The organism is Paramuribaculum intestinale, from assembly GCF_030759015.1.
Classification (GTDB): Bacteria; Bacteroidota; Bacteroidia; order Bacteroidales; family Muribaculaceae; genus Paramuribaculum; species Paramuribaculum intestinale.
Map to the genome: position 1 here is coordinate 1939842 of NZ_CP098825.1, position 25667 is coordinate 1965508.

Here is a 25667-nt window from a genome sequence, read left to right on the forward strand (position 1 = left end):
TGTTTGGGGTTGGGGATGCCGTGGCTGACAGCATCCCCGGTTTGATGTCTTATGCGTTAGCGATGCGCACGAGGTTTGCTTTCTTAAAGCATCTCCATTCCCCTTTCTCGGTGTCGAAGTATGTTTGAACTGTGTCGTTGGCACGTCTGCCAGTGCCTTGTGTAGCCGGCAGGAGATTCTCCTTTAATGTGCCGTAAGCCTCGCGCAGCGTACTATCCACTTTCAGAAAGTAGAATTTCACGATGCCGCCGTGCATAGCGTTTTTCAGCTTGTAGTTGCGCCATGCGGTTTTCATAGCCTCTGCCATAGTGAAGCCGTTACGCTTTACGAATGACCATGCAAGGGTCATTATATCTTTCAGGTTATTTCTTGTTGTCTTCATACTCCTTATTTATTATTGGGTGAATGACTATCGGTTTCTAATCACATTGCAAAGGTAATGATTTATTTTTACGCTACAAAATAAATGTAATGATTTATTTTTACTTTTAACATTTATTAGCAATTTTATGCTTTTACATAATTATTAGTTAGGTCTAAAATTGTAATGTTATAATTGCACATATCAAATTTTTGTAGTAACTTTGCGTCAAGTTATACCATTACTAATAACTATGGATAGAATTGAAGACATACTAAATGAAAGAGGGCTGTCAAAAACTGCTTTTGCTGAAATGATGGGAACATCGCGGCAAAACGTCAATGCCCTATTAAAGAACCCCACCAGAGCTAAACTGGAGGAGATTGCCGCTGCACTTGGTGTACCAGTTTGGCAACTTTTCGCATCACCGGAAGAAGTAGTTTCACAAGAGTTCATCGCGTTTTTCTATCATAAAGGGAGGACACATACACCGACCACGATGGATGAAGTCATGGATATACTCAAAGCATGGAACAAATCAGAATTTCATAAACTCTGCCAATCTCGATTTTTCACACATCTGGATGAAAATCACTCACAAAACGCAGACATTATGAAGCTACGGAATGATTTGTGCGCCTTACTTAATCTTGATTGTGATGCGGACGCAGGCTTAAATAAAGATTGATACCACAATAAGGATTACTAACCAAAAGCAATATGAATAAATGAGAGCTTTTTCAATTCAACAGCCGTGGGGGTCATTGATATGTGCTGGCATAAAGGATGTGGAAAACCGCAAATGGGCGTTGAAGTCAACACCTATGCGCGTTCTTATTCATGTTGGCGCACGGAAGCACAACATCGACGAAAACACCATGCCGCTGGTATGGGCGAACCCAATAGAAAACGCGCAGAATATGGGAATAATCCCGGCAATCGCAGATATGCCAACGTCTGCCATCGTAGGCGTGGCGACCATAGACCGGTGCGAAGAAGAGAATTTCTCAATCTGGGCGCAAGAGGGCCACGGCGCGGAATATAAATGGGTCATGCGCGATGTGAAGCTATTCAAAAAGCCTATTCTTAATGTCAAGGGCAAACTGGGTATCTTTGACTTGCCTGACATTACGGAAGACAATCTGCCTGAATGTGTGGACGTGCCGCCTATCACACGTGACGGAACACACATGACAATCCCCTTATGCAGCGATTTCATCAATCAGTTGCAGGATGGCGAAGCTGACTCGGTTTTCTTTAATCTGACCAATGATAACCTTGCGCTTTTCGGTACGAAGGCACTTAAACCAAAGAAGACGGAAACAGTAACGTTTGTGTGCGGCGATAAATCCCTTGAAGCCAATGTTGCCCAGTACACCATTGAGCCGGTATGTGAAGCCGACTCAGAAGACCCGATTACGTTCACGGATGCCTTTGACCGCGAATATAGCTGGTATCGCGTCTATATCAGAATTGAATAATAGGTTATGAAAGACAAGGAAATGCGTAAGGCTTATGATAAAGCCATCCGACAATGGGTAAAGGCCGACAGCGCGTTGCAGGTGTTTGCCTCGCATATTGTCTTTAGGGGTTTGGTGAGTTCTTGCCGACTATTGGCTATGTATCCGAGGGTTGTATCAGTATAGCGTATGATTGCTCGGAAATAGATGCCGAAGTAGCTATTGGAATCATGGAAGCAAAAGGATTTATCGCGCCTGACGATTTCATATCTTGTAGATAATAATCGCTACCAATAGCGATAAAGATTGCGCCATAGTGGTCTATTCCACCGTGGCGCATTTCTTTTGTAAACGGATAGGTGGATATTCTCAACAAATTGACCCCCTATGGATTATTTAAATTGACCCCCATTGATAACCTGTGATTTTTGGACAGTTTTTACAGGGGTTGACAATAGGGTCTGGGGGATTCTGATGGCGTGTTGATAATTAAGATTTATTTACAAAAATAATCATTTGATTTTATTCTGCAACTTGCGGATGGACTCTCCGAAGAGCTCTATCCTTATCGAGTGGTGCACGATCCTGTCGAGGATCGCATCGGCGATCGTCTTCTCTCCGATCACGTCATGCCAGTCGCATACGGGAACCTGGGAGGTGATGATGGTGGCCCGTCGTCCGTGCCGGTCCTCGATTATGTCCATCAGTGAGGATCGCGCGGCGGCATCGAAGGGATGTATGCCGAAGTCATCAAGGATGAGAAGGTCGGTACGCTCGATCCTTTTCAGTTCGGTAAGAATCGTGCCTTTTGCCTTTGCGGCCTTCAGCTGGCCCATCAGGCGTGCTGTGCTGGCGTATAGCACGCGCATCCCTTTCTGGCATGCCCGGTAGCCCAGAGCGGTTGCTATGTAGCTTTTGCCGGTGCCGGCACTGCCGGTGATGAAGATGTCGCGTGGCTCGGTGACGAAGGTCATCTCGGAGAGCCGCATCAGCAGGTTCCGGTCAAGGCCGCGCTCAAGGGAGTAGTCTATCTCCTCGATTGAGGCGCGGTAACGGAACGAGGCCTGTTTCTGCAGGCGCTGTATAAGCCGGTTGGTGCGGTCGTCCCATTCATTTTCCACGAGCCACGCCACGAACTGGTCTGTTGTCATGCCTTCGCTTTTGAACGATTCCATTGATGTGCGGAAGGCCGCGTGCATGCCCAGCAGCCGCATCTGCGACATCCGGGCGAGTGTCTGTTGGTTCATTTCCATTGTTGTATGTATTGTTGGATTGATATGTTACCTGAAGTATTCCTTCCCGCGTATGTTTGCATGCCGGGGCATCTGGGCGCTCTCCTCGCACTCTTGACCGGGAAGGGTGTCGTCATCGAGGCAGTCATGACGGCTGCGCAGTATCGAGTCGACGGCGCTGTAGTTGTAGAGTCCGGAGGATGCGGCCCTGCGGCAGGCCCTGACCAGGCGGTCGTTGCCGACCCTGGATGCGAACGACAGTATGCCCTTGCAGGATTTGTAGGCCTGTTCGGGATGGGTCTTTGACTCTATGACATGCCGCAGGAAGTCCTCTACGTCGGCATGTATGCGTGCCCCCTGCCTCAGGAAGCCCTCGACGCTCCATCCGCTCAGGTCCCGGTGGGCCGAGGCAAGGTGATTCGGCTCCGTGGTATACCCGTACGGGCGCCATCCTCTGGGATGTACGGCCACGCGGTCTCCGCCGCAGTATATCTCAACCGTACGTGAGTCATACAGTATGTTGACCTTGCGGCCGATAAGACGGTGGGGCACGCTGTAGTAGTGGCGGTCAAGGCGTACGTGCCCGTTGCGCTGTACCGTGGCGGTATGCCGTTCCTTCAGCTCGAACCTTATGGGATTTAACGGGCGCAGGTACATGCGCTCCAGATCCTCGAACTGCTCGCGGCGGCTGTAAGGGCGTCCGCTCATGCGGGCGTTGTTGTGAAGCTCCAGCGCCGTACGGATAGCGGCGTTCAGCGACACAAGATCATGATGAGTGCGCTGTCGCACCAACGGGTAGATGCTGCGGTAGATGAGCTTGACGGCGCCCTCCACCAGGGCCTTGTCGCGCGGCTTGCGCACGCGTGCCGGTATGACTGCGCAACCGTGATGCTCGGCGAAGGCCGCGTAATCCTCATTGAGCTCCGCCTCGTAACGGCTTGCCTTCTTTACGGCAGCCTTGAGATTGTCTGGCACGATGGCCGCCGGTGCCCCGCCATAAAAATGAAGCGCATTCTCACAGCACCGTATGAAGTCCTCCTTGCGCTGGCTCATCACGGCCTCAACATATGTAAGCTGTGAGCAAGGCAGTATGGCCACGAACACCTCCACGGCGATGATCCCGCCGCTGTCACGGTCGACCAGCTCCAGACGGTCGCCTGCGTAATCGACATACATCTTGTCGCCGGCCTTGTGTTCCAGATGCGCTATAGGGTGCATCTGCGCCACATACAGACGCATCAGACGGCTGAACGTCGACCGGGAATAGCCTCCCGGGTGACTCCCGATATAGTCGTCATACAGCTTCTGCCGCGTCATACCTCTCTTTTTCAGACGTCTGACATAATCAGGCATAAGTCCCATAAGCTCCTGATGGCGGCTTGACACGGGTTCCGAACCGACCGCTCTCACTCCGAAAATCTCATTCAGATCCGGATCCTCCAGTTTCAGAAGATCCTCGATGCCACGGTTCAGCTCCATAAACCGCCGGAGGTATTTACGCACCGTGTTGCGCGCTATGCCCGTCAGGTTGCTGATACTCTTGGCTCCGTTGCCGTTGGCGTGGCATCGGAGCACCTGTCTTAATTTGTTCATGCTCAGTTTTCGATTTGCCATCAGTCGTATGTTTAATATTATTTAACATACAATATAGCTCAAAAACTCCTTTTGCCAACTCCCGTAAAGTCTTTTTCCGGGGGGTAATTTGCTTGACCGGACGGGGGTCAATTTAAATGATTTTCCGGGGGTCAATTTATCTGGTCAACCGGGGGGCAAATTCACTGAGTTTTTCCACCATGTAAACCGGGGAATAAACTTGTAGGCTATTAGCAATATTCCTAATCCTGATAAAGTCGGCTGCGCTGAAGTTTAATTCTCTGCTATGGTTGGCTATTTTGCAATGTAGGTATGCCGCTGATTTTTTAATATTGTCAATATAGCGATATAAGATTTTATCAATCAATGATACCCAGTTGGAATGACATCCACCAGCAAGCTCAACCTTGATTGACTGAGCTTGTCGGTAAATGTCATCTATGGATTTCTTGCGTAAAGTCATCATGTGAATTTCAGCCCGGATAGGGTGATTGCGTTGATACGTCGTTTCCAGCCCTTGATGAATTTCTTCTGGCTCGGCTTTCTGCGCACGATGCCATCCACGAAATTGATGCGGGCTTCGTAAATCTTCGTGAATAGTTCCGCTTCGTTGGCTGCGTTGACTGCGGCTATCGTCTTTGGGCCGACAATTCCGTCCTGTGTCACGCCGAGAAGCCTCTGCGGTATCTTGATGCCGTTCACGCCGCTTGCCCACACCCAATCGACGAGGTTGTTCGCAAGGGCTTGGCTTTTGATTTCATCGGCTTTCCATCTGTCCCAGAAAAGCGTCTTGAGTACGTCGCGCCAACGCTTGTATGTGATGTTACGCAGGCTGAACACCGTAGGTACGGGATAGCCTTTCCGCTTGCAGTACGCCTTGTAGGTCGCTATCGTGATACCGCACATGGTCGCGCCGCCGGCATCGTCGGGGTCATTTGCGAAGCCCGTCTTTTTCGCCTGCTCAAATATCTGTTCGGGAGGAAGTGAAAGATAGCGTTTGTTTACGCCGGCTTCAAAGTAAAGGATGAACGGGATGATTTCTTCAATCTTTGCCATATTCTTGTAGTGTTAGGGTTGGTTATTTACCGCCGCCAAGTGCGCCTCTGACACCGCTTGACTTTCCGCGTAGTGCAAGATGCGCGTTTCGGTCATCCATCATCTTGTCGTAATCATTATACGACCTCACGCGCCCAAGGTCAATCTTCCTGTCAGCGTTGTAAGCCCGCATGACACCGGCAAGACTGCCCGGCAGCGTCATCGCCACGACATGAGAGGGTCTGCGCATACCGGGATTGGCCTGCGCCGTGCGTTGGAAAACAGGATTATATTGCGGGTCAAAGGTCATTTTGCCGTGAGCCTTTGCGCCGAATCTTCCGTACATGTTGTGAAGTGAACTGCGGCCATCCGAGAAAGCATAACAATCCAGTTTGCGACCACCATTAGCGACCGCAAACGGTATGATTTTTGCCATTGCGCCTCGTTTTCCGCTGGTGGAGAATACAGACACTACATCCCCATCGCGTTTTATCGCTACACCTGTCTTTCCGTCCGGAGTAAGAAAGCATCGCATCCGCTTGTATTCGCTTTTGCTATGCAGGTCAACCATCCAGCCGTTCCTGCCTTGCGATGCCTTGCCGCGTCTTATAGCCTTTGTAAAAGCCGACGCGGATACGCGGTACATCGGCTCTTCAAGGTGAGGTACGCCCTTTCCCTTGAGTGCCTTTGTGACTCTCGCGTTATAATCTGTCTTACGTGGCTTTTTAACTCGCTATCAGTCGTAAATACTTACATATTCGACATAATCCTCAATCGACTCGCCATTGCGCAGAAGTTCAAGGATAGTTCCGTCAGAAAGGTTGTCGTAAAACTCCTTTTTGGCATCGCGTCGTGCCTGTTCTTTATCCCAGCCATACTCATCGGCAAGAGCCATGAATTTATCGACCATCGCCTTGCGCGTGGCCATGATGTCTTCATCGCTGAATGTGCGGTACTTGGCCGCGATAACGTCTGCAAGCTGCGCGTAGTCATAATTCTCCGCGTCGTTGCTTTGCAGATATTTCTTCGCATCTTCCGTGGAGATGTTAAGGTTGACCTCCTGCCCGATGGCCTCGTCACTGATAACACGCTTGCCGTCGCCGGTCATGCGTGTCGCCAGTTCAGCCGCGAGCCTGTTGCGAAAATCCGCAACCTCCGCGTCGGTTATGCTGCTTAAAAATCGGTAGTTCATATCTCTGTTGTCAGTGTCTGTATAATATGCAAAGTTAAACAAAATTCTTTAATTGCGCAATACTAAATTAAAGAATAAAGTTAAATTTTTGCGTTAATCTTCATCATCGCCAAATTCCAATTTGTTTACAAATTCTTCGCCGTTGATGTACTTGGCCATAGGGTCGAAGCCGTAATCTTCCATGAAGCGGACTTTCTCGCTCGGTGTCTTGAAGCTGATGACTACATAGGACAACATGCCGCCGTCCTTGTTCACGTCGTTCTGACTTGCGATGCGGTCTTTGATTTTCTGCACTTCGTTGTGGCGGGCTATCTGGTTGGCCTCGCTATCCTGATAAAAATCCGCGCTGCGGTCGAGCTTGTGATTCTCGCCGCTTTCCTTTGTCATTTCATCGTGGATTGCAAGGTCTTCACGCTCGCCGACAACATCGCCCTTTGACCAGTCTTTGCTTTCCGTGGGTTCGCCCGGCGCGTCAGCATCGCCGCCATCCGTGGCATCTTCGCCATCGTCGCCGAACATGTCGCCCATATCATAGTCGCCGAAATCGCCAAGACCGAGGAGCTGCATATCGGTATCGTCGAAGCCGGCATTGGTATAGTCTATTCCTTGAAGAAGCTCGCGCAGCATATCATCGTCGTATGTACCCTGCACGGCTCGGTTGTTCATAAAGAGGTTCTGCTCTTTTTCCGTCTTATCGTCAAAGTCAACGACCTCAACACGAAATTCGTAATCGTTTGCGCCCGTTTCCGCATCGTAGCGGTTAACGGCATCCATGATGCTTACTTTCTGATGACCGGATACAAGATTGCCGGAGCGCATGTTCCAGACCACGCCACCCAGCAGGCCGACGGTCTGTAAATTTTTCTTGAGCTTTTTTCGCGCCTCGTCACTGATGGTACGTGGATTGTAGGAAGCAAAATTGATTTCGCTTCGCTTGACGGTGCGCTGTTCTGCCTGTTTGATTTTGTTCGGCTTCATACTTCGTCTGATTCTTCTGATTCGGTTTCTATGCGCTTGATTATTTCCATGACCTCTTTCTCCTGACCGTATGGCAGTATGCCGTTTTCATAGTCGAAGATGAGTTTTTCGCAAAAGGGAAATTCGCGGATGGTGCGCTCGTAGTCGAGGGGGAAACGTTTCCGAAGCACAAGCAAGGAGCGCAAGTCGATGCCAAAGCCCTGACTTACATCTTTGGGGTTATAGACAAAGGGCTTGATAAGATTCCGCATTTCGATATAGCGAAGCACCTCCTTGTTCGTCCAGACGGCAAGGGGGTAAACCATTCCTTTGTCGGTCATGTACGTGCCGTTGCGCTTCTTGAAAGTCAAAAGGCGCATACGCTTCATGTAGCCGTCAACGCCTTTCATTCCGCTGAACGCCCATTTGATGCCGGTTTCCTGTCTGACCTCCTCCTCAAGCTCGCCTACCTTTCGGGGCTTGATGCTTGGGTCGCCCTCGCCATCCTGAAAGAATCCGAAGCGGTCGTAATAGTCGCGCTGATAGTGCTGAATCTGGCGAACCTCAACGTTGGGGTATTTCCGTACCGCCCATTGCAGATAGGGCTTCACATGGTCAAGACCCGGCACGAGCCACATGTAATAGCAGATAACCTTTTTGAAAACCGGGGCTAACATATCAAGCAAAGCGATGCCGTCCTTTCCGCCGGCTGAATAATATAAAACGGCAGTATCCGTCTGTTGACGGATACGCCGAATTATTGACATGGTTTCTGCGTACTTGTTTACATTCTGCGTTGCCATGATTTAGGGTTTAGCCGGTTGTTCCACCAGCGGCGCGGATTTGGTCAGCAAAGGCTGCGCGGAGGTCAGCGCGACGCTGTTCACGATTTCCGAGCTGGCTACGACCAGCAACTACGCCCGCAGGGGTGCGACGGGCTACGAGTCGGCCACCGGCACCGGCACCGTTCATGTTCCGACGGGGGCCATAGTTGTTATCAATTCTACGTCTAACTCACTTATAGTGTTAAAGGGTTAATGATTATTCGTTGATGTTGGCGGTTTCAAGAACCTTTCCGAGGGTGTACCATACCTGACAAACATAGTACACTTCGCCATTCTCTTCAAAGGTCAAATCATTGCCGTCTTCGTCGGTCAGTACGACAAATTCAGCCGATACGACCTCCACGGTCAGACGGGGCGCATCCTTGCGGCGACCATTGATAAGGGTGAGGGCATCGTAGTGAACCGGTGTTACAACCGTGATGGCTTCGCCGTTTTCATCAGTCTTGTCTTCTTCGATGACATACTTCTTGGCGTTATTGGGATACACGTTCCGATGCTCGACTTTCTGCTCGCCTTTCAGAATTGCCTGAAAGCACTTTTTGTCAATTTGTAGGGTTAACTTTTTCATTGATTTTGTTTGTAAGTGATTTTATTTGTAGCGGGTGTCGGACTCGAACCGACGACCTCCAGCAAGTTAAACTGGCGAGCTTCCAACTGCTCCAACCCGCGATGTTTTACGATGCTAAATTACTGTTATTTCCGCATCGCAAAACATTTCGGTGTCGTTCTCTTACGACCTATTACACAAAGTCGTAAATAGGTCTTTTTCCGTCAGTCATCCCAAACAGCGAGGGTTGTCAGACCGATGCCTTTGCACTTGATTCCCTTGTCGATAAATTCAAGCATCGCGGCAAATGCCTCTTCAAAGCTATTGTATTTAATCGTTCTCATGGTTCTGCTGCTTAATCGTTGGGGTGATGTTTGGCGATATACCGCGCCGTGGCTTTATTGACCTCGTTGTCAATTCGCCATTGCGGTGCGTTGGCTTCTTCGCCCTCGCCGATGATATTGTCGATGATGCCGGCAAGTTCATCCATCTGCGCCTCGGTCATCCATTCCGGTAGTTCCTGACTTGTTGCCATAGCTTTCGGATTTTATTTGTTGGGGATTGTGATTGTGTTTACACTGCCATCGCGGTGCGTGATTTCAACCGCCTCCAAATCTTTGCAGTCAGTTATGGGGCAAAGTGGCTCTTCGTAGTCAGCCGTCAAGAGATAGATTGCGCTAATGTCGTTGCTATCTTCTAATTCTATATTGCCGTAGCGACGGCCATTCTGGTCTTCATACACGCGATAGCTCCAGTCGTTAACGCCGATATATTTAAGTTTGAGTATCATTGCTTTTGTGGGTGTTAGGGCGGGCAAGCCATGCCATCTAATGACCGGCTCGCCCGTCGATGTTGTTTAGTATGCCATTTCGTTTTCGCGTTTCACTTGAGCAAGTGTGGTCTTGCCGTTGTTGAAATACATGTCGCGTTCAACGCGCAAGCCAAAGCGACCGCGCACGTTTTGAAGCTGCGATAGTGTGAAGTAGCCAAGCTCGCTATCCAAGCCCTCTACATAGCCAAAGAACATGTAGTCGCCGTTGGCCTGCTTTTCTGCTTCTGTGACGTACCATGTGAAGCCGCTACCCGGCAGAAAGAATTTTGCGATTACTACCGCATCGTTGCCTTTGCCATCCTGCGAATACATGGGATATTTTGCAAAGGTCTTTTCAAGTGCTTTTGTTATCAGTTTCATGCCTTTTACTTTTATTGGTGTTATTGATTACGATGCAAAGTTAAAGTAAATAATTTAATCCACCAAATAACAATATAAGTTTTTGCTTTGTCTTAACACTATTTAACATAGTGAATACTTTAATTGTATTCCTCTTTTGTTAACTTTGCAAACAGTTTACTTTAACCCGAAAAATAGGAAATGGAGAACAGAATCAGAGAGCGCATCATTGAAGCCGGTGTGACGCAGAAAGACCTTGCGGAAAGACTGGGCATGACCACCGTAGGTCTTAATCAGCTTATCCGTGGCACGATGCCCAAAGTTGAAACCTTTGTGAAGATTGCCGAAGCCCTCGGTGTTCCGGCATGGAGTCTGCTCTTGTCAGATGAAGAGCTTGACGCTATCCGTGCCACCGCGCCGAATAAAGAAAGACCTGCGGACGAGTTCCTTTGCCCCAAATGCGGAGCGCAGCTTAAAGTTGTTCCCGTCGATGGAGAATAAGTTTGAAAAGGCACTGATGGATTACGGCAGTCAGATTTTGACCGTCATTTTCCAATACGCCTTATCCACTGAACGATACGAGGATTGCGCCGTCATTAAGGGACTTTTTGACAAGTATCATCTTGACCTTAATCAAAGCATGGAAGAATATCAGTCGTACTTCTGGCGACTGGGTATGTCGGGGCGCACCGCTATCGCCAATATGGATGCTTATCTTTCCGAGGCGTTAGCGATGGTAGGCTATCCGGCAGATGCTATCAAGATGCCGGCGTATTCCGCTATTTAGTCAGTAACAATGAGTTTATCTTCAAGAGTATTCAGAACCTCTTGGAAAATAAGGTCAACGTCGCGTCTGAAATCCGCATAAGCGTGATATTGCACGATAAGACCCGCGCAGTTGTCGGATATTGGGGTGCTTGTAGTCAAGCCGAACAATTCCGACACTTTTTTTCGTAATCCCATGCGCATCCTGTCGCCGGCGAGTGCTTTCGGCGAATAGAGATACAACACGACCATGAGAAATTTCTTGCGGTTGCGGACGCTTGTGGCTTCATCCGGGCATCCGCGACGTTGGAACACACGTTTGTATGCTTCGTAGATTGCTGGTAGTAGAGCAAGGTCATCAAGAATCGGCTCGCCCAATTCTTTCATTACATCGGAAAGCTCGCTCACTTTTTCTCGCAGCTTCTTCAACGCTGCTACCTTTCCAATGTTGATTTTTGCACTTTCGTTCATCTTGGCAGTAGGGGTGATATTTGGTTTATAATTCCCTTTCTGCGCACACCCTTTAGCCTTTCAAAGCACAAAGTTACGACTTTTTTCTGATAGTACGTTATACGTGCGCGGAAAATAATGTGTAACACCCTCTTTCATGGTAAATTGGCTGATTGAAAATAACAACTCAACAGCCATGCCATATTTAGCATTTGACGTAGATGCGGATTACTCCGAACTGATACGTTTACAACAGGAAATCGCAAAGACCAAGACCCAAATTCAGAATTTTAGGCCGGGGCAGGCCGGCGCGTCGATTGATGCACTGAACAAGAAACTCGCCGAAAGCACGGCGCGTTATCGTCAGCTTGCACAGGCCGCAATGCGCAGTGGTGCGGAAATGGAATTTGGCATCAAGAAAAACCTCAGTGGAATATTTACCGAGGTCAACGGCATACAGGACTTACTGACGCGACCGATGATGGCCGTGGGCGGTCTTGCCGGCGTGTATGGTCTGGGTGAGTTCCTTACCAAAATCACAAGCATACGCGGTCAGTTCCAGCAGATGAACGCATCTATCGAAACGATGATTGGCAAGCGTAAGGGCGAGAAGCTGAACGCCGAATTACAGGAGTTTGCCAAAATATCGCCGCTTGAATTTGCACCTACTGTTTCCACTGCACAGATGATGCTCGGCTTCGGCATCGACGCTGACAAAGTTCCGCGATACTTGCAGGCTATCGGCGATATTGCTATGGGCGATACCCGCCGCTTTCAGTCGCTTTCGCTCGCGTTTTCCCAGATGTCGGCAGCAGGCAAGCTGATGGGTCAGGACTTGATGCAGATGGTAAACGCCGGCTTTCAGCCGTTGCAGGTTATCTCTGAAAAGACCGGCAAGTCTATCGGTGCGCTCAAGGAAGAAATGTCGCAAGGCAAGATTTCAGCCGAGATGGTTCAGCAGGCATTTCTTGACGCTACAAGCGAGGGCGGCAAATACTACAAGATGTCGGAAACGGCATCGAAGACCATACCGGGTGCAATCGCCAAGCTGAATGACTCGATGGACTTGATGTTTAATGACATGGGTCAGAATATGGAGGGTGCGCTTGTGGGCGTTATTGACGCGGCTTCCACTATTGTTGACAATATCGGCAGAATCATTCCGGTACTCGCCACCGCTGCGGCGGCTTTCGGTGTTTACAAGACCTCCGTGATGCTTTCCAATTTCGCAGCCAAGCAATCCGTTATCGACGCTTCAAAGGGCATCGTGGATGGCTTCAATGCCGAACTTGCCAAGATACAGGAAATGCAGAACGCCAAGATGATGGAGGGTTACGACGATGACATACGCAAGGCTCTTGAGGAAGGGTCTATCGACCAGACGTATGCCGACTCAATCCAGCAGGGGCGTTTATGGCAGCAGGAACAGCAGCGCATCGCCGAGAATGAACGCCGTATCGCAGAAGAGGCGCAGAAGACCTATGAAACGCACCTCAAGGACATGCAGACCCAGCGCGAAGAAGCCGGGCGTGGCCTTGATGCCGACATCAACGACTCCAATGCCAACGGAATAATCACGAATGATACCGCTGAACGCTTGCAGAATGAGCGCGACTATGCACAGGCACTCGTTGATACAAAGCAGGCGGCACTTGAAAGCGCGAACATGCAGAAAGCCGCAAGCGACCAACTTGTAGAAGCTGCGGAAAGGCGCGTTGAGTCTGCAAAAGAACTGATGGAGATGGCAGAAGCCGCCGGCGATGCCGACGATAAGAAAGCCGCCGCCGAAGAATACATGGCGACAGTAGAGGAGCAGGCTTCCGCTATAACCGCCCAGCAGTCAGCAGCCGAGGGTATAAACACAGCAGAAAAGGAACTGAATGGCGCGATTACCGCACAGCAAGCCGTGCAGAAACAGACCGCCACAGCCGCCGTCATTGGAGAAACAACCGCAACCACCGCCAATACTGCGGCCACAAACGTAAATACCGCCGCAACCAGTCGCGGCACAATCGTGACCGCACTTGCCACGGCAAAGGATAAAGCATTGACCATCGGAAAGTATGCGCTGACTGCGGCCACCAACGCCTGCAAGAACGCATGGAATAGCCTCAAGGTCGCTTTTATGACCAATCCCTTCGGCATGATAATTACCGCCCTGACAACCGTCATCGGTCTATTTATGTCGTTTAAGGACGAAGCTGAGGAATCATCCGCTATGTCTGAAAGATTTGGCGAATCCACGTTGAAGCTGAAAAACAACATCGATACGCTATACGCCGTAATGAACTCCGTGAACAAGGATAGCCGGGTACACAAGGATGCCGTAGAGGAGCTTATCAAGATGGCGGAAGAATACGGTATCCACATCGACAAGGAAAGGGATAAGATTGAGCAGTTAAATGAAGCCCGTGCGCAGCTTAACCAACTGATTCTGGCAGAGGGCGAAGCACGACAGACCGCCAATCGTCTTGCAACTATTCAGGAAGAAAAGGATGCCGCCACTACATCTTTCAAGGATGAAATGAAAGAAATCATTGAAAACGATTCATCCGGGGAAGCTGCCGAAGTATCCAAGATTATGGCCGACACCATAGCAAGTACGGTGGAAAACAAAAAGGCTGAACTTACTGAAATGGTCAAACTCCTTGAGGATGCTGAAAAGGAATATGCCGCTAATGTAACCTATACCGAGAATGGTCAAAAGATTGAAAACGCAGCCGCTGTAAAGGCACGTCAAGAAATTGCCCGCTTGCAGACGGAAATTGCCCAAACCGCAAACATGGATGCAAAGGCACTGGCGAAACAGATGGGATTTGCCGAGCAGTATGTTCTTGACATCAAGGATACATCCAAACTTGTTTCCGAGCTTATTAACAAAACCAATACGCTTGATAAACTGACCGAGAAGACGCAAGCCCAAGCAAATGCCGCTGCGGATGCCGCTGAACGTGCGGCTGCGGCACAGCCGGAAATTGATTATTCCACCTTTGATTCCAAGAAATTGACCGAGGAGCTGACAAAGGTATCGAAAGAGGTTGATGAAATCAATGCAAAACCGGTCAAACCTTTGGCAGACCCTATCAACATACATGAACTTTTTGAAGCCGCCGAACAAACGGAAGGCAAGATTGGCGATGTCGATGAATCGTCAGCTACGCCGACAACCGACAACACTGCGCTGGATGAAACGTCGGTTAAGGCAGCGCAAGCGGAAGACAAGATGAAAGACGTTGACAACGCCGTAGCCACGCCTTACATTGACACCAAATATCTTGATATTGCACTAAATACACTTGACAAAATCAAGATTACGCTCCGTGATGTGGGCGGTCAGGTCTTGAATACGACCGGCGCAGAACGTCAGACCTTGCAGAATCTTCTTGCCAAGTATGGAAAGAACGGCAAAATCACTCCCGGCACAAAGATGGCAAAAGCCGATTTGGATGCCTATAACGCGATTGTACGGAACGCCCGTCTACGAAGCAATTTCAAGATGGGCGGCAAGAACTACCATCTTAATTCCGAGCAGTCGGCACTATTGCAGCAGTTTATTGACCGTTATGGTACGCAGTTGGGCGAGGGTGCAATGTCTGATGTTGATAAGCGATTGTATCGTCAGTTAAAAAACGACTTAATGGTGGGCGAATACAACCGAAATAAAGGCAATCAGAGTCAGGCTATGCAGTCTATCAAGACCGCCCTTGAAAGCCAGATTCAGAACGCCAAAACAACCGAGGAATTTTCTGAAATCCGCAAGTCCATCAACGCTCAGATGCAAAAGGTTGACCAAAGCAGTGAACTTTATAAGTATTATGAAAAGCAGTTGAAAGCCCTTGATAAAAGGGATAAGACTAAAAAGGATAAGAAAAACGGAAAGGATGACCCCAAGCAGAGAGCCTATGAACTTCGCAAGGCACAGCTTGAGGAAGAGAAGCGCACTACGGAACTTTTACAGGCTGAAAAGAATCGTCAGCGTGAACTTGAAATTGCACAGATGGAGGATAATTCCGAAAAGGAAATAGCCACCATTAAATTCACGTCTGAAAAGAAACGTCAGGCTCTTGAGGCTGAATTGAAAAAGGAAGCGTCCACTCTTGAGAAAAATGCCCTTCAAGAATGGATGAAAGGCGGTAAAGACCGCAAGGAATATCAGTATTATGCTCAATTCTCCGATACCCAGCTTGCTGAAATGCGCAAGCAATATCAGGAACAGGCAAGGGAGAATGTCGGCTATGATACCCAGCTTTCTCTTATCGCCAACAATGAGGCATCTGAATTGCAGAAAATCTATCAGACCGATGTCACTGCGATGCGTGATTATCTTAGGGAGTATGGAACATTTCAGCAGAAGAAGCTTGCCATTGCAGAAGAATATGCTGAAAAGATTCGCAATGCCCAGAATAAGGGTGAAGAATTGACTCTTACGGCCCAACGCGACACGGAAATAAGAAATCTTGAATCAAAGGCTATGACCAGTAAGATTGATTGGTATTCAGTCTTTGATAATGTCGGTGTCATTATGCGTGGTCAGCTTGAGCCACTCTATAAGCAGTTGCAGGAATATGTCAAGTCAGATGCTTTCAGAAAGTCCGGAGCTGACAATCAGCAGACGGTTATCAATGCGATGAAGAATCTTCGTACCCAACTCGGCACAACTGAATCATGGAAAGACCTTTCTTCTGCCCTTGCAGACTATCAGAACGCCCTTAATGAATTAAGGGTTGCGACTGAAAACGATACAAGGGTAAACGAGGAACTTGCAAAGTTGACCGAGGCTAAGAATACGGCTGACATCAATCTTGAAAAGGCAAGAAATAATGCAGATACAACTCCGGCTCAGTTGAAAGAATATACCGATGCCGTTGAAGCCGCTCAAGCAGCGATGGATAATTATGCCGCCACTGTCGTTGCAAACAATCAGGCTATGCAGGAGGCACAGAATCAGGTTCAAAGCAGTGGCACACTATTATCAATGACCGCTAAGAATGTGATGCAACCTGTCAGTGAAATCTATACGTTCCTCAGTGGCGCAGGTCTTTCACAGTTGGCTGAACTATGGGGCGCATTTGACCAACTTAAAGGAGGCATCGATGGACTGAAAGCACTCAAGGATATTGGGAAAGACACAAAGGAACTGAACGACGGCATGGCAGAAGCAGGTGCCGCGATAGCAAAGGAACTGCCGGCAGAACTTACCGAGGGTCTTAGTAAAGCCGGTCTTATCGGTCAGATTATTGCCGCAGTTCTTAAAATCCTTGACATCCTCAAGGATGGTGTGGGTACGCTTATATCTTCCATTCTTGATTCTGTATTCAATGCCATAAGCGGTATTATCGACAATATCCTATCTGGTGAAATCTTCAAACAGATTGGAGAAAGCCTATACAAAGGTATTCTCGGAATATTCAAGTCAGTCTTCACAATGGGTGGTCTGTTTGATTGGTGGGGTAACGGTGAAAGTGATAAGAATCTTGAAAAAGATATTGAACGCCTGACAGCAACCAATGAGGCTCTTCGTAAGGCTGTGGATAACCTTGCTACGGAAATGAGGGAAGCTGCTACTGCCGATATGGGTGACTTGTATCGTCAGCAGAAAGCCGATATTGAGCAGTCAATGAAGAATACCCAAGAAATGATGCAGCGTTCTGGTGCAGCATATTCAAATGGCTTCTTAGGCATTGGTGGTCATAAGTCGTCTAATAACAAAATCAACAAAGGAATGAGCGGTTCTGACTGGTCGCGCATATCCTCCATTGTTGGTAAATCCGTGCAGAGTGCCGGTGACTTCTGGAAACTCACGTCAGAACAGATGGCTAAGATTGCACAGAGCGCACCTGACCTTTACGCCAAAATCAAGGGTCTTGCCGATGATGGCTACAAAGATGCGGCTCAGTTCATGGATGAATACATCGAATACTACAAGGAACTGGAAGAGCTTGAGACCGCTTTCAGGGAGTCGTTGACCGATGTTTCTTTTGATAGCGTCAAGGATGACTTCAAATCCCTGTTGCTTGATATGGAATCCGATTCTAAAGATTTCGCAAGCAACTGGGAAAAGATGATGCAGCAGGCCGTTATCAATAGCCTTATGAACTCCAAATATAATGACCTCTTGAAAAAGTGGTATGAGGGGTTTGCAGATGCTATGAATGATGACAATGGTCTGACCGAAGAAGAGCAAGCCAAACTGAAAAAGGAGTGGGACAGCATCGTAAATAGTGCCATAACTGACCGCGATAGTCTTAAAAAGGCTATGGGATGGGATGCCGGGAGTGCGTATTCGCAGGAGGCATCAAAAGCCGGTGTTACTACCATTACGGAAGATACGGGTCTTGCCATCATTGGCAGGATGACGGCAATGCAGGAAGCTGTGGAATCAATCAAGGCTACCGACAACATTTCTGCAATGACTCTTGCGGACATGACCGATGAACTTATCCAGATTGCAATGGAATATAGCCGTTTCAACGTTCATCAGGATAACATCGAGCGTCAGCTTGCAAAAATCTACATCGAATTGCAGACTATCAGTGAAAACACTGGGGCGATTGTCAAGCCTATTCAGACGATGCAAGCTGACATTGCTGAAATCAAGAAAAATACTAAAAATCTCTAAGCATGAATAAAATACCGGAACTTAAAATCAACAAATATTCTGTATATGATACCTTTGGGGTGCGTATGGGGGATGGTTTTCTTGATGCGCTGACCGAGCCATTGACATTAAAGGAAAATATCGAAAACGAGTCGCGCCTTGAACACGGAAAACGCATCATTGTAGATGCTAATCCAAAGATTGCATCCCGTGAGTTGCTTCTGGATTTTACCATTACCGGTAGTTCCAAAGAAGACTTTCTGCAAAAGAAAAATAGTTTTCTTGCTCTTATGTATAAGGGTGAAATCACGTTGCAAGTACCTCAAGAAAGCCCGGATGTGTATCATCTGATATATCGTGGTAAAGGCACTGATTATGGAATGAATGCACAACGTACATTCTGCCACATGATGCTTAAATTCGTAGAGCCAAATCCTGCTAATCGTACATAAACATACTTTTCCATAACTATAAAGGGCGGTCGGTATTATCCAATCGCCCTTTATTTAATCCTTATCTTTTCTTTGAATATCAATGCGCCTTATGGTTGGTCTGGGATTTACAACACGAACCGTCAATGTAAGTTCCGATGATGGTTTGCCGTAATCAGAATCCTTTATCTCAAGAACAATGACTCCATCCTGAATCATCTTCATCACCATTTCCTCTACCATATCTTTCAGACTTTGGTTAAAGACATATCTTTCTGCCGGTGAAATATTCAGCAGTTTCAATGATTCTGATTCATCATACCTACCTATCCGGTGAAACATATTTTTGATATGTTCCACCTCCTTGTAAGATACAAAATACTTTATTCCAAATTGCTTATATTGCTCATTCAGACCGGGCATAACACCCTTTTCTCTGACTTTTTCCGCTTCTGCGAAAACATCAAGCAGGTTATTTATGAGATTGGGATTGATTGCCATATTTCATTCTTTCTCGTTTATGTTCACGCATCGCCCAAATCAATAGCCTTATCATCACGATAAACATAAGACCCATAAAAGCTATCATAAAATAATCTGTTTCATAGACAGCCTTTAATAAATCTGCGCTCATCTGAATTATTCCGAAGATGATGCCAGCAAGATATAACTTGAAATATTGAATGGTCATATCATTTACTTTTGGCTTATTTCCATATTAAGCATGATACAGTAGTTTGCCATATCAAGCAGAGTATCCTCGATGGTTTCGCCCTCTACAAGGGGAGTGTTTCCCTTAATGATGTTTTTAAGGCGATTGAACTTGTGCATGATAGGAGCGAAGCCGGCAACAACACCAAGCTCGCGCACAGTTTCCCCAAATGAATTGCCATAATCATGGTTCTTAGCGATAAAGATGTCGGTCATTTTGCTAACGGTATTCTTAAACGCCTTTACATCCGGAGATTTGTCGTCATTGACTGATTCTAAATCATTGGAGAAGTCAATGACACGGGGATTATTGTTTTGTTCCATTATGTAGATTTTTGATGATTGTTTCAAGTGCTTTTACCCGGTCTTTCAGACCTTTGTTTTCTTCGGATAGACGGGTATTTTCGGTTGTGAGCTTTTCCACCACCCGTCTATTCTTTTTCGCTTCATTTGCCCTTTTGATAAGTTCATAGACGTATGCCCGGTGTGCCTTGTCTGCAATTAAAGGCTTCGCACCATCGTAGGCATCCATCAACTCATCTATTTCTTCATGCTGACGTTCCGAAAGAGCCTCAAGTCGTTTTATCTTTTCGGCTTGCTGGTCATTCATTCGCAATAGATGTGCGATGTACCGATTACGTTTCTTATCATGTTCCTTATACTTATCGATAAGGTAACGTAGCCTACATTCTTCATTCATAAACTTGATATATTGGATTCCATCGTCATCCATAGCCTAATTGGAGAAAAGTAATTTATACTGGGCGAGTTCTTTCTGAAACATATCAGATTTGTTGTATCCGCAACATTTAAGTTCACAGCAGATACCTCCACGATAAACACATTTCTTTACAAGAAATGGAGCTAAGTCGGGGTCAACTTCTGCAATCTTGGACTTTATAACCTGAAAGATTTCTCTTGTTTCAGGTGAAGCAGTGGTACAAAGACGGAGTTTTGCCATATCAATAAATGCTTGCGCATTTCCAAAAAGCAGAAGATTCACCTTTGTGTAGCGGTCTGAATTTTCTGCAAGCCAATTCAGAATATCACAGGCTTCTTCAATTCTTCCATCTGCGAGCAATTCGTTGACCTCTGCGATACGTTCCTTGAGATGGGGATTACCACCGCCGGGGCGGTCGATACGACAGGTTAATTGGTAAGGCTGTGAACCCACATGATGACGGATGAAATGGGTGCTTACAAAAAGAGGGATATTGTAACATTCCACCGTGAAGATTTGTGTCCTTATGATGGAGTGTTCCGTTTTGTAGGCACGTTTCAGGGTTATCTTACTTTCGTGACCGGATGTAAAACTGGCGGCAAGCTGAACAAGCTCCACGCCGGTATGCTTCTTGACAATGATATTGGGTTTATTTTCCATTTTTGATGATTTTTTCTTTAAGTGACCACGTGCGCATTGCACCAAGTCTTGCAAGCTGAAATTGCTCCTCTAAATACAATTTCCGTTCACTGCAATGATAGTGTATGTTTGACGGTTGCGATTCTATTTTAGGCCAGCACTCGCCATCCCATGACGCGGCATAGCTGATAAGACCCCATCTGTGTCCGGGGTCAACTTCTGCAAGTTTTTCACGGCATTTATCAACGATTGACTCCGGCACTGCGTAGTAATGCCACGATACCTTTGTGTCTTCGTGCGTATGCCGTTTCCGAAAGTCTGCGAGAAAGTCTGCCCAACTTCGTTTGATTTCAATTTCGGTAAGATAACCGCTTTTGTTCAGTATCAACAGGTCGGCTTCATGGTTAAGTAAGCCCCATGATACGTTAGGCACGATTACATTGTTCCGAAAATTGAAATATTGCGCGAGTCCAAGCTCTATCTGCGTTATTGATAAGGTCGTGTCAGCAGCCATGATGATTATCTATTGTCGCCGACTCCGTGAATCGTACCACGTTCCACTCTGCCGGCGATTTTTGCTATATTAAGTTCCGCAATTTCAGAAAGACTATAACCGAGAACACTTGACAGGTTCGCGGCATACCACATAATATCGCCAAGCTCCAGCGCGAGGGCGTGTTTGTCGGCTTCCTTGTATTCGCCGTCCTTGTCGCGCAAGATTTTCTTGACCTTATCGGCTAATTCTCCGGCTTCGCCACAGATGGCAAGCGCAAGATAGTTAACCTTGCCGTCGTTGGGATAAATCGCCGTTTTAAGGGCGGCTTCCTGATATTCGTTAAGATTTATTTTCTTTAAGAAGTGTCGTTAGTATTTGCTTTGTTTCCTTTGCGGTCAGCCCGCGATGTTCATCTACTGCCGTTTGCAGTGCCGGGATGATGTCGCTGATTTCGCCTATAATAAAGCCATAGCCACCGCAGTGTCGGCATCGTATTCTTGTAGGTATTCCGCTTTCCCATGCGTCCCAGCATGGCCTGTTGTAGAATCGCGGATTGTCAACCATTCCAACGCCATTGCATACCGGGCATCTCATACGATTATAGGCTTATCGATTTCAAACATCCGGTAGAAGTGCTGGAGGTTGTGAACGTAGCGTAGATAGACCACGTGAAGATACTCATCGCCTCTTCCGTGGTATTTGGCAATGAACTTGTCTTTATACTTGTGAATGTCAACCCAGTCGTTCAAATCCCATTTGGATGCAACACCGGGTATTGTTTCCTCTATGCCGTGTTCATCGTTGACAATGCGCTTTCCGTAAATATCCCTTTCAACGAGAAATTCTTTGGTCAGTGGGATAGGCCGCACATCTTCATAATCAACCTCAAAGGGGTCGCCCTGTTCGGGGTCTATTTCAAGATATAGCACATCCTTGAACATGGCCACGACATACATCGCCGGCGATTCCTTTCCGGTTATAGATGAATATTCGCGTACCCAGTCGCCCAACTGATAATGTATGGCGAGTGTCGGCAACTGCGGATTAGGATATTTCTCGGCTTCCATCGAACATTGGTCTGAATTTGTTGGTAACTACTTGATAGATGCAGTCGGTGGCGTAGCCTACAAGGTACGCCATGACTTCCTGATGCTTGGTGCTGACTTCTTCGCCAATAGCCGCATACATTTCCATTGCAAAGTGCGTAGCTTCATGGGCGCAGTCCGAAACGGTGATGTTGCTTTCAAGCAAGACAATCAGGATGCCGAGCTTGTCGGTGTCGATGTTGTAAATTTCCTTGTAAGTGACAGCCTTTGCATCTTCAACATCATATTCGTGGAGCTTTTCGCCGTCGGCGGTCTGAAAATGCTTCTCCAGATACCCATGTGGCGGCTTCTTGACTATCCACAATTTCCGTGGGAAAATTTCACACGCAAATTCATGGATGACGGTCTGATTCTTTTTCTTCGGTGGCATCGGCTAAAGGATTTCCTCGTTAAGCGTATCCAGAAGCTCCTCGGCGCAGTTCCGCGCATAAACGGCATCGTCGCTTTCAAACGACTTTACCACGTGCCAGAATAGCAGACCGCGCACCTCTACAACGAATATCGGCTCGTCGTTAATCGTGTGCAGCGTTATCATGCGGTATTTCTTCCGCTTGAGTATAAGATTCAGTAAGTCCATTAGTCAAATAATGATGGTTGATTATCGGGTTGTTCTTTTCTCTGAGCCTTAACCCTTGCAGGCTTTTTCGGTAGTTCGGGTTTCTTGCCGGTCTTGACTGCCGTGATGAAAGTTTCCCACGGTAATTTGCGGTAGAACTTCTCCCAGTCTTCTCTTACCAGAATATCACGTTCACGGCAATAGATGTAAACCGTTCCGTTATACTTTATGCCACCGCTGTAACGCGCCACCGAGAAATATGACGAGCTGACATCGGCGATTACGATAACATTGTCATTCATTTCTTGCGAGGGTCTTGATGGTTATTGCCGGTTGACTTCCGAAGATTATAGCCTCTGCCGCATCATTGGTATAATGATATTTCGGTTCGGGTTTAATCTTCCATAAGTGATGACGGATTACCTGATGGATGTCGAAAAGGATGTCAGCTCCATCATCGTATTTCACGCCTTTATTGCTTCCGGGGCCTAAATTCCACGCAAGGGATTTGACTTCGCGCAGGAGTGTCTTGACCTTTTCGCTTATTTCATGGCGTTTGTCAAAATCGGCGGTGCTGTATGTTCTTGTGATAGCCTTTTCAATGACTTCTTCAAGACCTACATCCAACTGGCCGCAAGTATTCCGTGAATGGCAGTCGGATGCCTCGGATAACAATTCAAGCTGACGCTTATTCAGTGTGATTGTGAAAAGCCGTGTGTCGGCATCTTCCACAACCCTTTCATCGGCGAGTTTATAGACGGGGATATTGCAGTTGCGAGCCACCGCCATCTCAATGCGACAACCCTTTGACTCGTTCCAGTCGAAATCAAACAAGACACCATCACACTCCATTAAGCCGGCAATGTCGCGCCCCATAAGTTCAGAATACGGCAACGTGCTATCCGGGCAGATGTCAAAGGGCGTTACGCCCTCATAATCATCCGCAATAACCGATTCCTTGATGTAGTTAGCACGTTGTTTCACTGCCTCAAGGTCACGCCCGCTTATCGGGAGGGAGATGTAGATTTTCTTTTTCAACTGTTATAAGTTTTTGGTTTGTCTTTATAGGTGCAAAGTTAAGTAATTACTTTTATCCCACCAAACAAAAGCCTTATTAAATACTGATTATTGCTGATTTAGGTTTGTGTTATGGTGTAGTTGTTCCTGCGCATAGGCGAGGGCAGCAAGATTGACGCTATTGGCGAAAGCCGGATTGCTGCGCATGATTTCAAGCAGCATTATTCCGAGGCGTTCCGGATTGGTCAGATTTGCCATATTCAGGCTTCCGTTCTTTATCGTGACGCAGACAAAAGAGTCGGCGTTCAAAAGGTTATTGATGGCCGTTTTACGGATTTCTTCACTTTCTGGGTTCATTGTCGTTGATGTATTTGTTTACAGCTTCTTTGGCTTCGGTTGTTTCCAGTCCACGTATAGGCGTGGTCTTTATCAGCTCTACGAATTTGTTGAATTTAGGGCAGCAGTTCCGAGGGCATGGGTTGCCGTTGCCGTCATGGTTCTGCCAGTTGTTGCAGACCGCCGTACAGAAAGCATCAAGCATATTCTTACGCGAAGCCATCATAATACGTTCCACGTCGCGCTTAAAAGCGTAGTTAGGTTCGTCAAAAGACGTTTCCACTATATCTCTGCCGTTTATCCTGTCAAGCCATTTCTGCGCCCATTCTGCGGCTTTTGCGTAGGTGGCGAAGATGCACACTTCAAGGGAGCAAAGGTTCTGCATGGCTTCGCCGCGAATTTCGCCGGCATCAGTCTTCCAGATATTGATTGCGCCATAACTGCCTGCGGATGTGCAAGCGTGTTTACTTTCAAGTATAGACTTTATCTGCAACGCATCGGCTTCCGTAATAGCGTATGCACCGACTTTACGCCGTCTTACGCCTGCCAGACCCTCAAGGTCGCAAAATACACGTTCTTTCATATCAGTTTTCCTTTCTTTAGACTTTCGTAAGCTGCCGCGCACATAGGGCATCGCCAGTTGGTTTTAATATCGTAGGAGCTTTTGTATGGGTCGATTAAACGCCATCCATGCTTTGTAAGCAGTTCCGGTACGCGAAAAGCGTTGTTGGTTCTGATGACTACCACACCGCCACATCTGCAATTTGCCGTGTATCTTCCCATTACTTTACCTTTTCAAATTCATAGGCTATAACAAGGGGATTGCTCGCCCAAGTTCCTTTGCCGGATATGCGCTCTATAAGATGGGCATAAGCATCGCGTGGAGTGGGATGATGCGAGAATACGCCTTTATCGTTATCAAAGAAACCATAGTAACGTTTCCCTTGCGCAGTCCATTTATCGATGCCCTCTTTCAGACAATCCTCGTTAGATATGTCTTGCAGGTGTTCAAACCATACCCTTTTGATTTTGATTTGGTGTGGCATTTCTTCGGCATCGACAAACATCTTGTTCATAAAGCCGGGATGATGCAGAAAGCCGGCGTAATGCGCACGTTTTCCTTTTGCAGACTCCCAATGCCCCATGCAACAGAAATTTTGGGGGTCTTCAAGTTCGTCAAGGATGGAGCAATACCTTTGTGCCACGGCTACAATGTCGCCGACTTTGAAAGGCAATTTGCCCTTTTCTTCAACGATATAGTATTGCTCAAGCAATTCTATTCCGTCAAGGCGGTCAAGCGTAGCCTCGTAGTATTCACGCTGAAAGGCTTCGATTTTGGCAAGTGCCGACAGTGGTATCATTCTTCTTGTATGCGTTTTCCGGCCTTCAAGAACAGCGTCATGCAGACCGAAACGCTCTGAAAAACACATCTTCTTCATAGCGGTAGT

General features: G+C 47.4%; 33 protein-coding genes and 1 tRNA gene. 6 read left to right on the forward strand and 28 right to left on the reverse strand.

The annotated features are described in order from the left end of the window. Positions 1 to 49: 49 nt before the first annotated feature. Positions 50 to 382 (reverse strand): SH3 beta-barrel fold-containing protein, encoded by a 333-nt coding sequence (locus tag NF347_RS08705; RefSeq protein ID WP_107681865.1) that lies wholly within the window; start codon positions 380 to 382, stop codon positions 50 to 52. Between the two features lie 232 nt (positions 383 to 614). Between NF347_RS08705 and NF347_RS08710 the strand changes: the two genes are divergently transcribed. Beyond that, positions 615 to 1049, forward strand: a complete 435-nt coding sequence (locus NF347_RS08710) for a helix-turn-helix domain-containing protein (protein ID WP_306254140.1) — start codon at positions 615 to 617, stop codon at positions 1047 to 1049. A 100-nt stretch (positions 1050 to 1149) separates the two neighbouring features. Beyond that, positions 1150 to 1842 (forward strand): hypothetical protein, encoded by a 693-nt coding sequence (locus NF347_RS08715; RefSeq protein ID WP_240605023.1) that lies wholly within the window; start codon positions 1150 to 1152, stop codon positions 1840 to 1842. A gap of 491 nt (positions 1843 to 2333) precedes the next feature. Here the strand turns inward: NF347_RS08715 and istB are convergent, their stop codons facing one another. The 12 genes from istB to NF347_RS08775 form a co-directional block, all read right to left on the reverse strand. Next, positions 2334 to 3074, reverse strand: coding sequence for an IS21-like element helper ATPase IstB (gene istB / locus NF347_RS08720; protein WP_289685785.1), 741 nt, complete (start codon positions 3072 to 3074; stop codon positions 2334 to 2336). A 27-nt stretch (positions 3075 to 3101) separates the two neighbouring features. Continuing rightward, positions 3102 to 4646, reverse strand: coding sequence for an IS21 family transposase (istA, locus tag NF347_RS08725; RefSeq protein WP_237613085.1), 1545 nt, complete (start codon positions 4644 to 4646; stop codon positions 3102 to 3104). A 462-nt stretch (positions 4647 to 5108) separates the two neighbouring features. Continuing rightward, positions 5109 to 5702, reverse strand: coding sequence for a glycoside hydrolase family 108 protein (locus NF347_RS08730; protein ID WP_107681626.1), 594 nt, complete (start codon positions 5700 to 5702; stop codon positions 5109 to 5111). Between the two features lie 22 nt (positions 5703 to 5724). Then, the gene (locus tag NF347_RS08735) at positions 5725 to 6327 is read right to left on the reverse strand and encodes a hypothetical protein (protein WP_124029772.1); all 603 of its coding nucleotides are present in this window, start codon (positions 6325 to 6327) and stop codon (positions 5725 to 5727) included. 90 nt (positions 6328 to 6417) lie between these two features. Next, on the reverse strand, positions 6418 to 6873 hold the full coding sequence (locus NF347_RS08740) for a hypothetical protein (RefSeq protein ID WP_107681628.1): 456 nt from the start codon (positions 6871 to 6873) through the stop codon (positions 6418 to 6420). Between the two features lie 93 nt (positions 6874 to 6966). Then, a complete protein-coding gene (locus NF347_RS08745) occupies positions 6967 to 7851 on the reverse strand; it encodes a ParB N-terminal domain-containing protein (protein ID WP_107681629.1) in 885 nt (294 codons plus the stop codon). Beyond that, on the reverse strand, positions 7848 to 8633 hold the full coding sequence (locus NF347_RS08750; RefSeq protein ID WP_107681630.1) for a phosphoadenosine phosphosulfate reductase domain-containing protein: 786 nt from the start codon (positions 8631 to 8633) through the stop codon (positions 7848 to 7850). Before NF347_RS08750 ends, NF347_RS08745 begins: the two co-directional genes overlap by 4 nt. Positions 8634 to 8871: 238 nt before the next feature. Beyond that, positions 8872 to 9243, reverse strand: coding sequence for a hypothetical protein (locus tag NF347_RS08755; RefSeq protein WP_107681631.1), 372 nt, complete (start codon positions 9241 to 9243; stop codon positions 8872 to 8874). Positions 9244 to 9271: 28 nt separating this feature from the next. After that, positions 9272 to 9344 (reverse strand) — tRNA-Val (locus tag NF347_RS08760). A gap of 233 nt (positions 9345 to 9577) precedes the next feature. After that, complete coding sequence (locus tag NF347_RS08765) at positions 9578 to 9757, reverse strand: hypothetical protein (protein ID WP_123542710.1); 180 nt, start codon at positions 9755 to 9757, stop codon at positions 9578 to 9580. Between the two features lie 12 nt (positions 9758 to 9769). Then, positions 9770 to 10012 carry a hypothetical protein gene (locus tag NF347_RS08770; RefSeq protein WP_107681632.1) on the reverse strand — a complete coding sequence of 81 codons (243 nt, stop codon included), beginning with the start codon at positions 10010 to 10012 and terminating at the stop codon, positions 9770 to 9772. A 66-nt stretch (positions 10013 to 10078) separates the two neighbouring features. Continuing rightward, on the reverse strand, positions 10079 to 10414 hold the full coding sequence (locus NF347_RS08775; protein WP_107681633.1) for a DUF2958 domain-containing protein: 336 nt from the start codon (positions 10412 to 10414) through the stop codon (positions 10079 to 10081). 180 nt (positions 10415 to 10594) lie between these two features. On the opposite strand from NF347_RS08775, the gene NF347_RS08780 reads away from it, so the two are divergent. Together NF347_RS08780 and NF347_RS08785 are read left to right on the forward strand one after the other, a co-directional pair. Further along, positions 10595 to 10894 (forward strand): helix-turn-helix domain-containing protein, encoded by a 300-nt coding sequence (locus NF347_RS08780; RefSeq protein WP_107681634.1) that lies wholly within the window; start codon positions 10595 to 10597, stop codon positions 10892 to 10894. Next, entirely contained in the window at positions 10884 to 11180 is a 297-nt protein-coding gene (locus NF347_RS08785) for a hypothetical protein (RefSeq protein WP_107681635.1), read from the forward strand. Before NF347_RS08780 ends, NF347_RS08785 begins: the two co-directional genes overlap by 11 nt. Here NF347_RS08785 and NF347_RS08790 read toward each other — a convergent pair. After that, a complete protein-coding gene (locus tag NF347_RS08790) occupies positions 11177 to 11629 on the reverse strand; it encodes a hypothetical protein (protein WP_107681636.1) in 453 nt (150 codons plus the stop codon). The genes NF347_RS08785 and NF347_RS08790 overlap by 4 nt on opposite strands. A gap of 136 nt (positions 11630 to 11765) precedes the next feature. Between NF347_RS08790 and NF347_RS08795 the strand changes: the two genes are divergently transcribed. Together NF347_RS08795 and NF347_RS08800 are read left to right on the forward strand one after the other, a co-directional pair. Continuing rightward, positions 11766 to 18227, forward strand: coding sequence for a tape measure protein (locus NF347_RS08795; RefSeq protein ID WP_123542714.1), 6462 nt, complete (start codon positions 11766 to 11768; stop codon positions 18225 to 18227). A gap of 2 nt (positions 18228 to 18229) precedes the next feature. Then, a complete protein-coding gene (locus NF347_RS08800; RefSeq protein WP_107681832.1) occupies positions 18230 to 18658 on the forward strand; it encodes a hypothetical protein in 429 nt (142 codons plus the stop codon). A gap of 54 nt (positions 18659 to 18712) precedes the next feature. On the opposite strand, the gene NF347_RS08805 is transcribed toward NF347_RS08800, so the two are convergent. The 14 genes from NF347_RS08805 to NF347_RS08870 form a co-directional block, all read right to left on the reverse strand. Beyond that, positions 18713 to 19138, reverse strand: coding sequence for a hypothetical protein (locus NF347_RS08805; RefSeq protein ID WP_133165551.1), 426 nt, complete (start codon positions 19136 to 19138; stop codon positions 18713 to 18715). Positions 19139 to 19333: 195 nt separating this feature from the next. Next, positions 19334 to 19672: a nucleotide modification associated domain-containing protein gene (locus tag NF347_RS08810; RefSeq protein WP_205961101.1), complete on the reverse strand. Its 339-nt coding sequence runs from the start codon at positions 19670 to 19672 to the stop codon at positions 19334 to 19336. Next, positions 19656 to 20081, reverse strand: a complete 426-nt coding sequence (locus tag NF347_RS08815; protein WP_107681835.1) for a hypothetical protein — start codon at positions 20079 to 20081, stop codon at positions 19656 to 19658. Before NF347_RS08815 ends, NF347_RS08810 begins: the two co-directional genes overlap by 17 nt. 3 nt (positions 20082 to 20084) lie before the next feature. After that, positions 20085 to 20729 carry an FAD-dependent thymidylate synthase gene (locus NF347_RS08820; protein WP_107681836.1) on the reverse strand — a complete coding sequence of 215 codons (645 nt, stop codon included), beginning with the start codon at positions 20727 to 20729 and terminating at the stop codon, positions 20085 to 20087. Further along, on the reverse strand, positions 20719 to 21222 hold the full coding sequence (locus NF347_RS08825) for a hypothetical protein (RefSeq protein ID WP_107681837.1): 504 nt from the start codon (positions 21220 to 21222) through the stop codon (positions 20719 to 20721). Before NF347_RS08825 ends, NF347_RS08820 begins: the two co-directional genes overlap by 11 nt. 5 nt (positions 21223 to 21227) lie before the next feature. Continuing rightward, positions 21228 to 21554, reverse strand: a complete 327-nt coding sequence (locus NF347_RS08830; RefSeq protein WP_107681838.1) for a nucleoside triphosphate pyrophosphohydrolase family protein — start codon at positions 21552 to 21554, stop codon at positions 21228 to 21230. Between the two features lie 240 nt (positions 21555 to 21794). Continuing rightward, entirely contained in the window at positions 21795 to 22271 is a 477-nt protein-coding gene (locus tag NF347_RS08835; protein WP_124029776.1) for a hypothetical protein, read from the reverse strand. Then, positions 22249 to 22680 (reverse strand): hypothetical protein, encoded by a 432-nt coding sequence (locus NF347_RS08840; protein ID WP_107681847.1) that lies wholly within the window; start codon positions 22678 to 22680, stop codon positions 22249 to 22251. Before NF347_RS08840 ends, NF347_RS08835 begins: the two co-directional genes overlap by 23 nt. Before the next feature lie 3 nt (positions 22681 to 22683). Next, positions 22684 to 22887: a hypothetical protein gene (locus tag NF347_RS08845; protein ID WP_107681848.1), complete on the reverse strand. Its 204-nt coding sequence runs from the start codon at positions 22885 to 22887 to the stop codon at positions 22684 to 22686. Further along, positions 22887 to 23168 carry a hypothetical protein gene (locus NF347_RS08850; RefSeq protein ID WP_107681849.1) on the reverse strand — a complete coding sequence of 94 codons (282 nt, stop codon included), beginning with the start codon at positions 23166 to 23168 and terminating at the stop codon, positions 22887 to 22889. The genes NF347_RS08845 and NF347_RS08850 overlap by 1 nt, the downstream gene beginning before the upstream one ends. Then, entirely contained in the window at positions 23161 to 23904 is a 744-nt protein-coding gene (locus NF347_RS08855; protein WP_107681850.1) for a DUF4406 domain-containing protein, read from the reverse strand. The genes NF347_RS08850 and NF347_RS08855 overlap by 8 nt, the downstream gene beginning before the upstream one ends. A gap of 87 nt (positions 23905 to 23991) precedes the next feature. Then, positions 23992 to 24240 (reverse strand): hypothetical protein, encoded by a 249-nt coding sequence (locus NF347_RS08860; protein WP_124029777.1) that lies wholly within the window; start codon positions 24238 to 24240, stop codon positions 23992 to 23994. Continuing rightward, a complete protein-coding gene (locus tag NF347_RS08865; protein WP_205961104.1) occupies positions 24224 to 24802 on the reverse strand; it encodes a hypothetical protein in 579 nt (192 codons plus the stop codon). Before NF347_RS08865 ends, NF347_RS08860 begins: the two co-directional genes overlap by 17 nt. A gap of 199 nt (positions 24803 to 25001) precedes the next feature. Then, positions 25002 to 25658 (reverse strand): hypothetical protein, encoded by a 657-nt coding sequence (locus NF347_RS08870; protein ID WP_107681851.1) that lies wholly within the window; start codon positions 25656 to 25658, stop codon positions 25002 to 25004. Positions 25659 to 25667: the final 9 nt, after the last annotated feature.